Annotated in this window: 13 protein-coding genes; 4 read left to right on the top strand and 9 right to left on the bottom strand. The window is 64.2% G+C overall.

Translation table 11 applies throughout. The features are described 5' to 3' along the window. The first annotated feature begins 173 nt into the window (after positions 1 to 173). The 3 genes from ABD791_RS01835 to ABD791_RS01825 are packed head-to-tail and all read left to right on the top strand — an operon-like array spanning position 174 to position 4,759. Complete coding sequence (locus tag ABD791_RS01835; RefSeq protein ID WP_345061709.1) at positions 174 to 2,255, top strand: hydantoinase/oxoprolinase family protein; 2,082 nt, start codon at positions 174 to 176, stop codon at positions 2,253 to 2,255. A 3-nt stretch (positions 2,256 to 2,258) separates the two neighbouring features. Then, positions 2,259 to 4,130 carry a hydantoinase B/oxoprolinase family protein gene (locus ABD791_RS01830; RefSeq protein ID WP_345061707.1) on the top strand — a complete coding sequence of 624 codons (1,872 nt, stop codon included), beginning with the start codon at positions 2,259 to 2,261 and terminating at the stop codon, positions 4,128 to 4,130. Then, entirely contained in the window at positions 4,127 to 4,759 is a 633-nt protein-coding gene (locus ABD791_RS01825) for an isochorismatase family protein (RefSeq protein ID WP_345061705.1), read from the top strand. Before ABD791_RS01830 ends, ABD791_RS01825 begins: the two co-directional genes overlap by 4 nt. Here the strand turns inward: ABD791_RS01825 and ABD791_RS01820 are convergent. From ABD791_RS01820 to ABD791_RS01790, 7 genes are read right to left on the bottom strand one after another with little or no spacing between them, the layout of a single operon-like run. Further along, positions 4,751 to 5,254, bottom strand: a complete 504-nt coding sequence (locus tag ABD791_RS01820) for a nitroreductase family deazaflavin-dependent oxidoreductase (protein ID WP_345061703.1) — start codon at positions 5,252 to 5,254, stop codon at positions 4,751 to 4,753. The genes ABD791_RS01825 and ABD791_RS01820 overlap by 9 nt on opposite strands. 46 nt (positions 5,255 to 5,300) lie before the next feature. Beyond that, the gene (locus ABD791_RS01815) at positions 5,301 to 5,921 is read right to left on the bottom strand and encodes a dihydrofolate reductase family protein (protein ID WP_345061701.1); all 621 of its coding nucleotides are present in this window, start codon (positions 5,919 to 5,921) and stop codon (positions 5,301 to 5,303) included. Beyond that, positions 5,921 to 6,442: an SRPBCC family protein gene (locus tag ABD791_RS01810; RefSeq protein WP_345061699.1), complete on the bottom strand. Its 522-nt coding sequence runs from the start codon at positions 6,440 to 6,442 to the stop codon at positions 5,921 to 5,923. Before ABD791_RS01810 ends, ABD791_RS01815 begins: the two co-directional genes overlap by 1 nt. A gap of 3 nt (positions 6,443 to 6,445) precedes the next feature. After that, entirely contained in the window at positions 6,446 to 6,787 is a 342-nt protein-coding gene (locus ABD791_RS01805) for an ArsR/SmtB family transcription factor (protein WP_345061697.1), read from the bottom strand. Between the two features lie 47 nt (positions 6,788 to 6,834). Continuing rightward, complete coding sequence (locus ABD791_RS01800; RefSeq protein WP_345061695.1) at positions 6,835 to 10,218, bottom strand: ATP-binding protein; 3,384 nt, start codon at positions 10,216 to 10,218, stop codon at positions 6,835 to 6,837. Continuing rightward, positions 10,215 to 10,973, bottom strand: coding sequence for a DUF4194 domain-containing protein (locus tag ABD791_RS01795; protein WP_345061693.1), 759 nt, complete (start codon positions 10,971 to 10,973; stop codon positions 10,215 to 10,217). Before ABD791_RS01795 ends, ABD791_RS01800 begins: the two co-directional genes overlap by 4 nt. Beyond that, positions 10,966 to 12,486: a DUF3375 domain-containing protein gene (locus tag ABD791_RS01790; RefSeq protein WP_345061691.1), complete on the bottom strand. Its 1,521-nt coding sequence runs from the start codon at positions 12,484 to 12,486 to the stop codon at positions 10,966 to 10,968. The genes ABD791_RS01795 and ABD791_RS01790 overlap by 8 nt, the downstream gene beginning before the upstream one ends. A gap of 124 nt (positions 12,487 to 12,610) precedes the next feature. Here ABD791_RS01790 and ABD791_RS01785 point away from each other — a divergent pair, with 124 nt between their 5' ends. After that, complete coding sequence (locus tag ABD791_RS01785; protein ID WP_345061689.1) at positions 12,611 to 13,225, top strand: nitroreductase family protein; 615 nt, start codon at positions 12,611 to 12,613, stop codon at positions 13,223 to 13,225. Between the two features lie 27 nt (positions 13,226 to 13,252). Here ABD791_RS01785 and ABD791_RS01780 read toward each other — a convergent pair whose 3' ends face one another. After that, the gene (locus ABD791_RS01780) at positions 13,253 to 13,642 is read right to left on the bottom strand and encodes an AAA family ATPase (RefSeq protein ID WP_425562207.1); all 390 of its coding nucleotides are present in this window, start codon (positions 13,640 to 13,642) and stop codon (positions 13,253 to 13,255) included. A 502-nt stretch (positions 13,643 to 14,144) separates the two neighbouring features. Continuing rightward, positions 14,145 to 14,650, bottom strand: a 506-nt coding sequence (locus ABD791_RS01775) for an HNH endonuclease signature motif containing protein (protein WP_345061687.1), incomplete at its 5' end; no start/stop codon positions are given.

Below are 14,650 nucleotides of genomic sequence, written 5' to 3'. Positions count from 1 at the left end.
GATGCCGGAGAGTCAAGCAAAAATGACGTCTCGGGTGAAAGTTGTATGCAATTCCTTGACAGCGCTCGGGCGCGAGTTCTATCGTGGCGCCAAGCGTGTTACCCGTTCAGCTCGACCCAGCAGCTACGCACTCATGCCGGTATCGAGTAGTCATATCTCATCGAGGAGAACCAATGGCTTTTCGGCTTGGAGTGGATGTCGGAGGAACGTTTACCGACATCCTTCTCATCAACGAAACAACCGGCACCACACACCGATACAAGACCTCGTCAACACCGGAGGATCAGTCAATCGGTGTTCTGTATGGGATCGAACAGGTCTGTCTGGCCGCTGGCGTTTCGCCGTCCGAGGTGCGAGAGGTGCTTCACGGGACCACGATCGCGACCAACGCCATCCTTGAAAAGAAGGGCGCTCGTGTGGGGCTGGTGACGACCAACGGTTTTCGTCAGGTCCTGCAGATAGCCAGGTCGTTTGTTCCCGGTGGCCTGGCCGGCTGGATCGTCTGGCCCAAACCAGAGCCGCTTGCCGATCTTGAAGACACCGTCGAGGTCATTGAGCGCATCGCGAGCAACGGCGATGTGATCACACCACTTGATGAAGACGACGTGCGTCGCCAGCTGCAGAAGCTGCGTAAGAAGGGCATCGAGGCCCTGAGCATCAGCCTGATCAACGCGTATTCCAACGGTGACCATGAGCGGAGAATTGCGGAGATCGCTGCTGAGGAGCTTCCCGGTGTGCCCGTCTCTCGCTCGTCAATCGTGCTTCCCGAGCTGCGCGAGTACGAGCGCACCATCACGACGGTGGCGAATGCGTATGTGCAGGGCCAGGTTGCCGGGTACGTGCGCAACCTCGAAAGCAAACTTGGTGGCGCGGGAATCGAAGCCCAGCTGTCTATCCTTCGCAGCGACGGCGGGCTGGTGTCGGGGATGGTCGCAGCCGACAATCCTGTTTCACTGCTTCTCTCCGGCCCGGCCGGCGGAGTCACCGGTGCGGTCTGGGCAGCCGAACAGGCGGGATTCGCCAACCTTCTGACTTTCGACATGGGCGGCACCTCCACCGACGTGGCACTCGTTCAAGACCTGTCGCCGCGAATCGGGCGAGAAACCACGGTGGGCGATCTGACAGTGCGGGCGACCTCTGTCGATGTTCGCACTGTGGGCGCCGGTGGAGGCTCCATCGCCCATGTTCCCCCGTTAACGCAGGCGCTCAGGGTAGGTCCGCAGTCCGCCGGTGCTGCTCCGGGACCGGCCTCCTACGGAAAGGGAGGGTCAGCGCCGACCGTCACCGATGCAAACGTCGTGCTCGGATACCTTCCCTCTCAACTGGCGGGAGGAGAAATCACCCTCGACATCGAGGCCGCAAGCAGAGCAGTGCAAACCATTGCGGATTCCACCAGCCTGACGAGCACTGAAGCCGCGGCCGGCGGAATCATCGACATCGTCAACGAGAACATCTACGGGGCTTTGAAGCTCGTCTCCACCCAACAAGGCTTCGACCCCCGAGATTTCGCGCTTGTCGCGTTCGGCGGAGCGGGCCCGCTGCATGCCAACGCGCTGGGCATCTTGACCGGCGCCTGGCCAGTCATCATCCCACCCTCCCCCGGGGTGCTCTGCGCCTACGGTGACGCCACAACCAGTCTCCGCGATGAATCAGCACGCACACTCGTGCGACGATTCAGCGAGCTCACGGACGCCCATCTCTTGGGCATCTTTGACGAACTCGCGGAATCCGCCACTGAGTCACTTCTGGCGACCGGCCTGAGCGTAGACGAGCTCACCGTCACCTATTCGGCCGACCTGCGCTACCACGGTCAGGGCTTTGAGATTCCGATCGAGATCGAGATCGACACGTTCAGAACCGAGGCAGAGCGGAATGGGCTCGGCCTGCTGCAATCCATCTTCGACACGGAGCATGAGCGGCTTTTCGCATTCCTCCTCGACAACGAGCGAGAACTTGTCACCGCTCGCGCCACGGTGAGCGGCCCCCGGCCAGAGGTCGCCTCAGTCTCCTTGGACGACGGCGGGCCAGACCCCACGCCGGCCGCTCGGAGCAAGCACACGATTTGGATTCAGGGATTCCCGGTTGAGGCGACGATTTACGACCGTCATCTTCTCAAGGCCGGAAACGTCGTGGCCGGCCCTGCGGTGATCGCCGAAATGGATTCAACCACCCTGGTGCTCCCTGATCACTCCGCTACCGTGCACAGTCACGGAAGCCTCCTCATTCGTCCCGTCGACGCGACAGCAAAGGACTGAACCATGGCACAGATCGTAGAAACCAGTACTCAGCCCCTCACCGCGGTCGACGTGGATGTCATCACCGTCGACCTGATCGAGAATGCACTGCGGAGCGCGCGCTATGAAATGGACGAAACGTTGTTTCGTACCGCCCTGAGCCCAGGCATCCGCGAACAGCACGATGAGTTTCCGCTGATCGCAGACCCCGAAGGAAAAATGATCGTGGGCCAGTTCGGTCTCTCGATCCCTGACTTTCTCGAGAACTTCGCCGGGACAATCGAGGAGGGTGACGTTTTGATGACGTCTGACCCCTACTCATGCGGTGCGGCGATCAGCCATGCGAATGACTGGCTGGTCGTCATGCCGATCTTCTTCGAGGGCAGAGTGGTCGGCTGGGCCTCCCAGTTCGGCCACATGACGGATGTCGGCGGCAAGACGCCGGCATCGATGCCCACCGACGCACGCACGATTTTCGAAGAGGGCGTCATCATCCCTCCCTTCAAGCTCTACCGGCAGGGCGAGCGAAACGATGTCGCGCTCGACATCATCCTGAACCAGGTGCGCAAGCCCGACTGGAATCGTGCCGATCTGAACGGAATCGTCGCCGCCTGCCGCACCGCATCGCGGCGCGTTCAGCAGATGTGTGCGCGTTTCGGAGTTGACACCTACACCTCGGCGCTCAACGCGCTGCTCGACCGCAACTACCGGGCGATGAAGACGCTGCTTGCGCTGGTTTTCGAAGAAGGAAGGCCGCTCTCGTTCACCGACTTCATCGACGACGATGGGCGCGGATTCGGCCCGTACGAGCTGACCATGACGATCACGCGCACCGGCGACAAGGTGCTGATCGACCTCACCGGCAGCAGCGCACAAGCGCACGGGCCGATCAACTATTTCATCAACGAGAACCTCATTCGGATGTTTTTCGGGATCTATATGATCACCGTCGCCGACCCTCAGATTCTGTGGAATGACGGCTTCTATCCGTTGGTCGACGTTGAAATTCCCGACAGCTCGTTCTGGAAGCCCGACTATCCGGCCGCCCTGAACGGGCGAAACCACGGAATCGGCCGTCTTTTCGACCTTTTCGGCGGGCTGCTCGGGCAGGCGAATCCCGACCTGCTGAACGCCGCAGGCTTCTCTTCGTCACCGCACTTCATGTACTCGGGCAACTACAGCGAGGGAGCCCGCAAAGGTGAGTGGTTCCAGCTCTACTCGATTGGATTCGGCGGCATTCCTGGGCGTCCCGTCGGCGATGGCCCAGATGGGCACTCGCTCTGGCCGTCTTTCGTCAATATCCCGTGCGAGTATCTCGAGTCCTACTACCCGCTGATCGTCGATCGCTGGGAGACTATCGCCGACACCGGCGGCGCCGGTCTTCACCGCGGCGGCAACGGCGTCGATGTGTCTTACCGCTTTCTGGAGTCCGGAACCATTGCCATCCACGATGATCGCTGGCTGACCTACCCGTGGGGTGTCAAGGGCGGGGAGCCGGGTGCTCGCGGGCGCAAGTGGATCGAGACGTCAGATGGGAGAACCGTTGTGTTGCCCAGCAAGGTGCACGATGTCGCCGTCGAAAAGGACGATGTTCTCCACTTCGTCACGTGGGGCGGTGGCGGCTGGGGTGATGCTTTGGCGCGTGATCCCGAGCTCGTCTGCAAGGAGGTGCGACGCGGCTTGGTCAGCCAGGAGGGCGCGAGTCGGTACGGCGTCGTCTGCACCGAAGACGGCGATCTCGACGTCGATGCGACTGACGCGCTCCGGAGTCAGTTGCGCGCGATCCGCGAGTATCCGTTGCCGCTGTTCAATCGGGGTGACGACATGGACACCTTGCTGCGCAACAGTCTGGAAGAGACGGGTCTTCCAGCCCCCACCCCGCCGCCGGTCAGATGACAGAGGCCGATGTGCAGGGCGGGTTTGCCGCCGGGTTTGCCGGCACTCTCTCGCCGGGGAGACTGCCGGTGCTGCTGTCGATCGACCTCATGCGCGCCTATTTTGATCCGGACAGCCCTCTCTGTCTGCCTTCTGATTCCTTTCTCGGCGTGGCAGCCGAGGTCATCGCGGCCGCGCGCCGCGAGTCGGTGCCGGTCATCCATACCGTCGTGCGCTACCGCGAAGGAAGCGCAGACGGAGGAATCTTCATTGACAAAGTGCCGGCGCTTCGCGCACTCATTGGGGACTCCGCCGTCGGGGCGACCATGCCGAGCGTCGCGCCGACCGCTGACGAGACGGTCATTGTGAAACAGTTCGCCAGCGCCTTCTTCGGCACCGACCTGGCGGCCAGGCTTCGAGCAACGGGTGTCGACACCGTCGTCATCATCGGAACGAGCACGAGCGGATGCGTCAGAGCGACGGCCGTGGACGCCATTCAGTATGGTTTTGTGCCCCTCGTCGTCAGTGATGCGGTCGGCGATCGCGACGAGGCGGTGCACCGTGCGTCGCTCTACGATCTGCAGGCGAAGTACGCCGAGGTCATCGACAGCCCCACGGCCATCGCCTATCTGCGCGGCGTGTCACGGTGAGTTCGCCGGCCGACGCACCGGCTGCAGCAGAAACAGACGCACCGTGCGCCCTGAATCCCGCTCATAGCTGCGATATCCGGGCCACTGCCGCTCAATTATGTGCCACGCCGCGTCGCATTCAGCCGGGCTCAAACGCCGCGCCTGTACCTGCATACGATTGCCGCGCACGCTGATTGCGGCATCCGGATGTGCCATCAGGTTGTAGGTCCAGGCCGGGTGACCCGTGCGAGCGAAACTCGTTCCGGCGACGATCGCCCGGCCGTGGCCGTCTGCGGTGTACATCAGTATCGTGTCGCGTTCGATGCCTGATTTTGCGCCGATCGAATGCAAGACGAGCGAGGGAACGAGCAGACCGCTCAGTTGCACGCGGCCACGGCTCAGCCATTTCAGCACGCGCTCGACCGGAGGCAGGACTCTCGGACCCAGCCAGCGGAACAGGCGTGTGCGCGTCAGCGGAGCGACGAGTGAACGCACGATCTGCAGGGCGGTGGGCATGCGCCTATTCTGGCGTCGCTGATCGGGCCTGTCGAGACCTCCGCGCTTACCGCGGATGCACGGTGTAATTGAGATGCGTCGTGCTCGGCGAAGGCTCTGCACTCACCAGGTCAAGAGCCACCCGGCCCGCTTCGACGCCCTCGAACAAGCGGATTCCCGAGCCGAACAGCACGGGCGAGAGCGCGACATGAAACTCGTCGATCAAGCCGGCATTGAGATACTGCACAATCGTCTCTCCGCCGCCCGCGATGCGGACGTCTTGCTCGCCGGCGGCCTCGCGGGCGCGGTCGAGAGCGGACTCGATACCGTCGTTCACGAAGTAGAAGGTGGTCCCACCCTGCCGCTCCCACGGGTCGCGCTCCTCATGCGTCACGACGAACACCGGCGTGTGGAACGGTGGATCCTCCGGCCACGCACCCTCACCGGCGTCGAACATGCGTTTTCCCAACACGCTCGCTCCGGTGCGCTCGAACGTCTCCCGCACGATGTCGTTGTCACGCCCCTCCTCGCCGCCCTCGCCGAGCTTCAGGTTCTCTCGGAAGAAACGCTGTCGGAAGACCCACTGCTGCAGTTCCATCCACTGCTGCCCCATCAGATCCTCCGGGGACTCGGGTGCGATGAACCCGTCCAGGGACATCGACACGCTGAAGAACACCTTTCCGGCCATCAGTCCTCCGCTCCCTTCCGAACGATCCCTGCCCGAACGATCTCTGCGACGTAGGCAGCCAGGTTGCCCAGGGTCTGCTGACCACCCTCGATCGCGCCGTGCTTCTCGATCGCCTCGTCGCGCAGTTCTGGAGTGGGAAACACCGTGAGCATCTCGATCCGGGTCGCCTCCCCGTCGGGTTCAAACGTGAGGACCGACTCGAACGCATTCGGGTCACCGCGGTACTCGCCATGGAGCATCGCGATCCGCTCCGGCGGCACGATCTCAGTCCAGGTGATCCACTCGCTGTAGTCGGTGCCGTCCGGTCCGTGCATCACGAAGTCCCACTCGCTGCCGGTGCGGAACTCGAAGGACCGCGTAGTGGTGGTGAACCCTTCCGGCCCCCACCACTGCGACAGGTGCCGCACATCGGTGAACGCCTCGAATACCAGCTCTCGCGGGGCATCGATCACTCGGGAGATCACGATCTCGCGGTCGGTCGTCACGGACGGCGCCTGCGTCTCTCGTCTCGTCGTATTCATCAGCTATTCCTCTTGCCTTTCCTGTTTGAGGTCTTGCACGTAGGCGTCCAGCCGATCGAAGCTCTCGTTCCAGAACTGCTCGAACCCGCCGGTCCACTCGTGAACCGCTTGCAGCCCACGGCCGTCAAGGCCGTACAGGCGTTGCTTGCCTGCCTTGCGGTCCCGCACCAGCCCGACCTCTCGGAGCACCCGCAGGTGCTTGGACGTCCCTGGCAGGGACATCCCCAGCTCCTGGGACAGCTCGGCCACCGGGCGCTCACCGGTGCGCAGCAGCGCCAGGATCTCCCGACGCCGGGGCTCGGCGATCGCATTGAAGACGTCCGACGTGGTCGCTGCTCGTGCCATGCTCGCAAACATATACCCATATGGGTAAGTGTTTCAAGAGTTCGCGACTAGGCGACTGCCTCCACGGATTCGGGCGAAGAAAGCGGCGTGATGTACGAGTAGCCCGTCGCGTTGTTCTTCGTCATCGACAGCACCAGCTCCATGTGTGGCTCCAGCGCGGTGACCTTGTCGAGCGGAGCGCCGATGATGAGCTGGAAACCCAGCCCCTTCCAGGCGGCGACGGCGCGACCGGCGAACTCCGAGTCCGACTTCACAAAGCCCTCATCGAGAAAGACCGGGGCGAAGCGCGGACGGGTGCGGCTCTCGTCGCCGAGCTGGAACCGCAACGCGGCTCCCACCACGAATGCCACCAGCTCCTGCGATTCGCCACCGCTCTTGCCGCCGAGTGACGAGTAGGTACTCACCTCGAGGCCGTCGGGCGTCGTGCGCACCGCAGTGATCTCCACATGCTTGCGCACATCGAGCAGCAGATCGCGCGGCGACTCCCCCTTCGCGGTGCCGTCGGGCTTGCGAATCAGGCCCATGAATGCCTGCAGGCGCTGGAAACGGCTCTCGATCTCCTCATCGTTAAGTTCGTCGGTCGCGCCGGAGGAGAGCGCCTTGAGCTCCTTGCGGAACGCCGACGAGTCATCCCGGTGCAGACGACGCAGCGAAATCTTCAACCGGTCACGGCCCGCCCCGAACGGCAGCGTCGTCAGAATCTCGTTGATCGGACGCAGCCGATCCTCGATCTCCTCGATGGCTGTGGTGAAGGCCACGGTCAGCGGAACCAGGTCTTGCCCGCTCCACTCTGACAGGCGGCGCTTCCACTCCTGTCGACGCTCGTGCAGACCAAGCGTGTGCACCGCATCGAGAATGTCGAGATAGCTCGTGTACGACTCGATCGAGACTCCCACGTTGGGATCTGGCCACCGGTTCTGGAACGTCACGAAGATGCCGACGAGGGTGTCGTGCGCGCTCTGGGCATTCTGCCGGTCCTGCTGCGACTGCTCGATGAGGCGCTCACGCAGCCGGCGCAGGCCGGCAACAAAGCCGTCGAGATCGTGCGTGTCGCCCACCGCGGTGAACTGCGCGTCGAGGTGTTCTGCGTGCTCGTCGGCCAGTGTGACGGCCTGCTCGCGCTCGATGCGGTCGAGCAGGTCGCTGACTGCGTCTTGGCGGTCGACGATGGATGCCTGTGCGGCGGCCAGGGTCGCCGCTTCAAGCTCGGTCGTGTGTCGGAGCTTCTGCGCATTTTCGAGCTCGGCAGCGAGACGCTCTTCCTCGTCTTTCAGCCCCCGCAGAGTGTCGCTGTTGGCCAGAACGCGCTCGAGCTCCGCCTTCTTTTCGACAACGCGTACCTCGGCGGCATCCACGTCGATGGAGAGCCAGACCGTGTCGAGCAGGAACTGGTGAGCTTCTTTTTGCTGACGGAGATCTGTGATGCGTGCGCCGACGTCGGCTGCGCGTCCGGCGATGGCGGTTGCCTTCTCGGCCAGCGCGTGCAGCTCCGCCGAGAGTTCCTCGAGCCGCGCGACGCTGGAGAACCCGATGATGGGTTTCTGGTCGGCGTTGAATCCGTGGGCGCCGCGCTTGCCGTTGCGGGTCTGCCCGCTCTGCGTGACGCGCGGGCCGTCGCCGGCCAGCTCGGACGGGCCGTCTACGCAGAGCGCGTCAAGGTGCGACGCCGTCACACGATCCTGAACCCAGCTGCTGAACTCTGATGGTTTGAAGACGAGCTTGCCCGAGACGTAACGCGGGTCGCCGACAACCTCCTGGTGCGGCGCCAGCGCCACCCCTTCAAACTGAATGCGCACGGGGATGCGCAGCGGTTCGATCGCTTCGCTGAGGGCGCGCAGGCGCTTTTCATCGACGAGCATCACACGGGCGACGGATGCGAGCGTCACCTCGGCCGCGCGCCTCCAGGCATCCTCCCCCGGCGCCAGGTCGATCAGCTCGGCTACAAAGGGCAGCTCTTCGATCGGTAGACCGGCGGCCTCGGCGATGAGAACGCGGGCCGCGTGCAGGTGCTGCGGGACCAGGCTCTCGCGCCCGGTGAGGAATGTCTTTTCCTGCTTGAGGGCGCGAATCTGCTCTTCGAGGGGGTACGACTCCTTGTGCAGTACGGTGCGACGCGCCTCCAGGTCGGCGTCGGCGTCAGCGAAGCCGGCAAGGAAGTCGTCGGCATCGGCACGCGCGGCAGCGAACCCGTCGGCCGAGTCCACCACCGCGTCGAGCACGGCGATGCGTTCGGCGAACCTGCTGCGCTCATCCTGCACACCGTCGCGCTGGGTGGCGAGCATGTCGACGTCGTTCTGCAGCCCGGCGAGCACGTCGCCGCCGTTCTCCCTCTGCTGGCGTTGCACGCCGGTGACCCGCGACTTGAGGTCGCTTTCGATGTCGCGGGCGGCGCTGAGCGCGGCCTGGTTCGTGCGACGCCCGACCCGATTGGAGTCTTCGGCCTGTTCGAGCAGTCTCTGCTCGGTTGCGAGACTCCAGAGCACGAATGGGGTATCGCCGCTGCGACTCACGCCGAAGGTGTCGATCATCGCCGCCTGTGCGCTCGAGGTCTCCCAGGTGGAGTACAGCTCGGGTAGGCGCTCGAGCACGGCAGCCTTCTGCGCTTCGGTGAGCATGGCTCCGTAGGAGCGCTCAAGATCTTCGAAGTGGGCGACGGCCTTGTCGGCTGCGGCGAAGGTGGTTGGTTCTTCGAGCACCATCGACTTGTAGAGACCGTCGACGGTCTTGACCTGCTGACCGGCCTGGATGCGGGCGAGCAGGCGCAACGCCTTGCCGCCTTCGCCGTTGGCGCCGATTCCGAGGCGGGTGTAGAGAGTCTGTGCGAAGGCGGCGTAGGTGTCGAACACCTCGAGCTCGGTGAACCGGTTCTTGAGTGCACGCTTCTCGAAGCGAGACTCGACGACGTCGGCCAGCTCACGCAGGTCGAATGCGCCGTCGCGGGTCGCCATCTTCATGCTGATGTCGCCGAACTTGTTGCCCCCGCGGGGCAAGAAATAGGTGCGCAGCACGGTGAACCGGCGCTGGTTGTCGTCGATGAATGTCATTGCGACGCCGCCCCAGGTGGCGGAGTCAGCACCGCGCAGCACCTGGTCGTGCATCTCGCCGGTCTGCGCCTCACGAGTGGAGTCGGTCTTGCCCTTGAGATAGGTCATCAGGTTGCGCTGGTCGCTGCTGCGCGCACGCCCGGAACCGGCGTCGTTGGATGCACCGTTGAACGGGGTGTCTGACGGCATCAGAAGCGCGAGGTAGGCATCCATCAGGCTGCTCTTGCCGGTTCCGGATGCGCCGGAGATCAGCGTGGCGGTCGGGGCGATGGCAACCTTGTGGTGGCCGTGGAAGCCACCCCAGTTGACCATCTGGAACGACTCGGCACGCCACTGGGTGGTGCCTTCTGTCGCGCCGTCCATGTGGAAGAGAGGGGAATCGGTCATGAGATCGGCTCCAGTTCGGGCTCCACCGGAGCGGTCAGGTCATCGACGTCGGTCAGGCCGTCGCTGTCAGCGCCGTTCTGTTCGACCAGCCAGTCCAACAGTTCACGCAGCCGTTCGACGGGAAGCAGTACCTCGATCACCGGCGAGATGCGGAACCGGTCTGGATCGCTGGTCTTCGCGAGCACTCGTGACTTGACCAGGCTGTCGACCGCCGCCGAGGCCCGGCGGGCGTCACCGGAGCGGTCTGTTGCGTACTCAGGGCGAAAGTGAGCCACATTGTCGAGCAGGTTATCGCGGTCGACGATCACGATGTCGTGTCCGTTCGCGCGCTCACTGCGGAACCGCTGACGCAACAACACCAGCAGGATTGTTTCTTCGCGGGTGTACGAGACGTCGTGAAGCAGCGTCGGGAATCGTTCGCCGCCCTCGGCGACGGCCTGGCGTTTGAATGCCACCTCGTAGTGACGATCGACGTGCAGGTCGAGAAAGAGATCGTTGAGGCGCCCCTTGAGCAGCCGTTCGGAGGCGAGAAGGGTGCGCCACTCTGACGGGTAGAGGGCTGCAGACAGGTAGCGGTGCTTCAGCAACAGCACGAGAGTGCGACGTTGGGCCGGGGTCAGACCACCCTCGTCGCCCTCGAACAGCGAGAAGCTCTCCGACTCGGCGCGGGCAGAGTCGTCAGCCGACGCGTCAGCCTGCATCTCGGCCGGTTCGTCGTCTCCGGTGAAACGATCGTCGGTCAGCTCATCAGTCATGATCAGATCCATAGTTCAGGGCGGTCAGCGCCGCGGTGTCGTCGGTGTTCAAGGTGATGCGCGGAACCGCGAAGCTGCGGCTCGTACCGTCGGGCCTGACGGTGTCAAACCGTTCGACGGCATCCGCACGCCCGCTCACTACAAGCTGGCCCGCACCGAGCTGAGTGGCCATCTGCAGCAGCCCCAGAATCTCAACCGGGCGGCGGAGCCCCTCGTCGAGATCGTTGAAGGCGTCGCCGAGGGATGCCGCGTCCCCCGCACCGAACGCGCTCACGAGAGCATCGCGGAGCTCCTCCAGCTGCGGCCCACCCTGCTGGCGCATTGCATCGAGACTCAGCGGCTCGGGAGCATCGTCAGACACATCATCGAGCGGGGGCGGTGGCAGGTGGGTTTCGGGGTCGTAGAACTTTTCGCGGAGGTGTTCGACGTCAAGAGCACCGGGCATGAGCTCGGCGGTGACGACGGTGCGGGGGCCCGCCGTTTTCATGAAGTCGAACAGTTCTTTATTGATGTCGCGCAGCAGCCGCTCGAGTTCGCGGTCCTTCACGACATCATGGTTGACGATGTGCTCACGCAGGGTCGTCGTCAGGCCGTTGCGCTGGGTCAGCACGTTGTCGATCCCGGTGCGAATCAGGCTCACCGTCGCCATGAAACTGCGTCGCTCCGTTGCGCTCAGTTCGAGGGCGAACGGATGCAGGATGATCGTCTCGAGATCGCTCTTGAGGTCGAGCAGCAACGCGTCGTTGCGCAGCAGTGCGAACGCTCCCTCGAAGGCGCGCCCTTCCGCGGTCGACGACATCAGCGCATCCGTCTTCGAGAGGTACTCGTCGAGGACCTCGCTGATCGGGCGTTCCTCGCTGCGGAAGTCGTTGACGATCTGCCGGTGCATGCCGGCGACCGACTCTTCGACCCGCTTGAAGTCGCTGGGCAGCTGTGAGATGAGGTCGACCAGGTCGACGTAGCCCTCGTGCATCTGCTCGTCTGATGCGGCCTCGATCTCACCGCCGGCAGCAAGCCGATCCCGCTCGCTTGTCCTCTCGGCAATGTCTTGGTCGAGGCGACGGATGCGCTCCTCGCGATCGGGGCTGGCCTGCGTTGCGCGGTGGCGCACGGCATCCACGATCGTGGTCAACCGGGATTCGCTGATCAAGGCGCGATCGCGCGACATCCCGTCGACGAGCAGCATCGCCTCAAGCGCGTGCGAGGTGAGGGAGTACTGCTCCTCGTCACTCTCACCGGTTTCGCGGTAGAGCCACCGGTCGTTCATCCACTGCACGCAGAGCGCCCGCCCGTTCTTGCCGGGGGGCACCTCGGTGCCAACTGTGCGCAGGTCGGCCAGGTAGGCGTCGACCTGGGTGTGCAGCAGGTCGGCAGGAATGCTGCGCCGGTCACGACTGAACGACGACTTGAAGACGGCGAGCACGAACGGCGCCCACTTGCGATCCAAGAGGCGCAGGGTGGGTTTGTCGAATGCCTCACGCACGCGCGCCAATTCGCCCGCAATTTCACTCACTCTTCATGCACCTCTTTCGACCTCATTAACCGTAGCTTGCCGCGTGCGTGAGACAGGTATTGGCGGCGAGCCGTCTGGAGCAGTCGATTCGACGCGGCATCCGTCGAGGCACGACTATTGAGCCATGGATTTTCAAGACGTGGTGCGCAACCGTCGAATGGTGCGCCGCTACTCCGCTCAGCCGGTGGACGCGGTGGCCGTCGACCGGATGCTGCGGAATGCGGTGCGCGCACCGAACGCGGGCTTCACGCAGGGGTGGGCGTTTCTCGTTCTCGACAGGCCAGAGGATGTCGCGCGCTTTTGGAGTTCGACGACGCCCACCGACAGCGCCGCAACCACGAGCCGCTGGCTCGACGGCATGCAAACCGCGCCGGTCGTCATTGTGCCGCTGTCATCGAAGGCGCAATACGTGCGCCGTTACGCGCAGGATGACAAGGGCTGGTCGGAGAACGAGGAACCGCGGTGGGCCGTTCCGTACTGGCACGTCGATGCGGGGATGGCCGCACTGCTCGTGTTGCAGACCGCGGTTGATGAGGGACTGGGCGGATGCTTTTTCGGGCTGCCGCCGGCCCGTGTCGACGCGTTTCGGGCCGAGTTCGGTGTGCCGGAGGAGTACTCCCCCGTCGGGGCGATCACTATCGGGCATCCCGAGACTCCCGGTGTGACGACGGGTTCGCCCACCCGGCGCGCCCGCAAGCACCTCGACGAGGTTGTGCATCGGGGCGGCTGGCAGGCCTGATTCGTCTCGACGGTCGGAGCATGCGTATCACCCACCGAGCGCGAATCGTCCGTCGGTATCGAGGGCAATCCACCGCGTGATTCCGAGCCGTGCCAGAAAGGCATCGTCGTGACTCACGATGAGGAGCCCGCCTCGATAGCCGGCGAGGGCATCCACCAGTTCGCTGATGCTGTTCAGATCGAGGCTGTTGGTCGGCTCATCGAGAATGAGCAGCTGACTTGGCGGGTCGGCCAGGAGCAGGCGGGCCAGCGCGACGCGAAACCGTTCCCCTCCCGACAGTTGGCTGACGGGGCGGTCGACCGCGTCGCCGCGAAACAGGAATCGAGCCAAACTCGCGCGCACCTCACCAGGCGGGGTGTGCGGGGCAGCAGCGCGCGCGCTCTCAAGCACGGTGGCTTGGTCGTCGAGGCTGTCCAACCGTTGAGGGAGGTAGCCGATGCGGTCGGTGTGGGCGACGCCGGAGAGGTTCGAGTGCTGAGCCTTGCGCTCGTGCAGGCCCTGCTGATCTTGCCGATCCTGCCGACTTTGCGTCTATGAGGTATATGACCGTTTCGTTGATCGAGGAGCGCGCGAGCTTGCGAGCACGCGTCTCGAGATCCCGCGAGCCAATCCTTGAACTCGGGTTGAGTTCGAACGTCGGCTCGCGAGGTCTCGAGACACTCGCTGGCGCTCGCTCCTCGACCACCGAAATGGTCAGATTCGTTCACCACTATGCCGCGTAGCGGCCCGGAAGCTCGAGACCCGGCGAGCCGATCTCGGGATCGCACCCACCGTTGGTCGAGGAGCGCCCGACGGAGTCGGCCGCGTCTCGAGACCCGGCGAGTCGATCTCGGGATCGCCGGTTGCGTTCGAGGTTCGGCTCGCGAGGTCTCGAGACGTGTGCTCGCAAGCTCGCGCGCTCCTCGACCAACGAGATTGCTCAGCGGCTGAGTGTGGTGTGGGCGCGGTGCTTGCGGGCGGGTATCCAGTCGCCGCTGGGTGCCATCCAGGGTGGCGCTTTGACTTGCACGGCGCCGTCGAGGATGCGGATCAGCCAACCGGAGGTGTCGATGGTGGAGTGGTGATACCAACACAGGGCGACGCCGTTGTTGATGGTGGTTTTACCGCCGCGATACCAGGGCACCACGTGGTGCATCTCGGCCCAGCCCGGCGGTGACGTGCAGCCGAAGACGACGCAACCGCCGTCGCGGGCGATAATCGCCCGGCGTTGCGCCCGGGTGAAGAACCGCTGCTTCAGATCGGAGTGGAGGATCTCGCCGTTTTCGGCGAAGACGATCCGTTGCATCCCGCCCGCACAGACGAGATGCTTCACTGTGCTGATCGAGACGGGGGCGTCGACGCCGTCGACCCAGCCGACGCCGGTGGAGTCGAGGAGGTCGGTCGCATTCACGTGCACCATGACGACGGGGGCGCCGCCGCCCAGGG

Origin of the sequence: Glaciibacter kafniensis, from assembly GCF_039538945.1 — a bacterium.
In the GTDB taxonomy this organism is placed as follows: Bacteria; Actinomycetota; Actinomycetes; order Actinomycetales; family Microbacteriaceae; genus Cryobacterium; species Cryobacterium kafniensis.
This window is presented reverse-complemented; position numbering and strand designations above follow the sequence as displayed.

What these genes read in the sequence shown, in the direction of transcription:
- ABD791_RS01800 (WP_345061695.1), bottom strand. Translation starts at nt 10,218, where the DNA reads ATGACCGATTCCCCTCTCTTCCACATGGACGGCGCGACAGAAGGCACC.
- ABD791_RS01805 (WP_345061697.1), bottom strand. Translation starts at nt 6,787, where the DNA reads ATGGCACGAGCAGCGACCACGTCGGACGTCTTCAATGCGATCGCCGAG.
- ABD791_RS01795 (WP_345061693.1), bottom strand. Translation starts at nt 10,973, where the DNA reads ATGACTGATGAGCTGACCGACGATCGTTTCACCGGAGACGACGAACCG.
- ABD791_RS01825 (WP_345061705.1), top strand. Translation starts at nt 4,127, where the DNA reads ATGACAGAGGCCGATGTGCAGGGCGGGTTTGCCGCCGGGTTTGCCGGC.
- ABD791_RS01835 (WP_345061709.1), top strand. Translation starts at nt 174, where the DNA reads ATGGCTTTTCGGCTTGGAGTGGATGTCGGAGGAACGTTTACCGACATC.
- ABD791_RS01785 (WP_345061689.1), top strand. Translation starts at nt 12,611, where the DNA reads ATGGATTTTCAAGACGTGGTGCGCAACCGTCGAATGGTGCGCCGCTAC.
- ABD791_RS01820 (WP_345061703.1), bottom strand. Translation starts at nt 5,254, where the DNA reads ATGCCCACCGCCCTGCAGATCGTGCGTTCACTCGTCGCTCCGCTGACG.
- ABD791_RS01830 (WP_345061707.1), top strand. Translation starts at nt 2,259, where the DNA reads ATGGCACAGATCGTAGAAACCAGTACTCAGCCCCTCACCGCGGTCGAC.
- ABD791_RS01815 (WP_345061701.1), bottom strand. Translation starts at nt 5,921, where the DNA reads ATGGCCGGAAAGGTGTTCTTCAGCGTGTCGATGTCCCTGGACGGGTTC.
- ABD791_RS01810 (WP_345061699.1), bottom strand. Translation starts at nt 6,442, where the DNA reads ATGAATACGACGAGACGAGAGACGCAGGCGCCGTCCGTGACGACCGAC.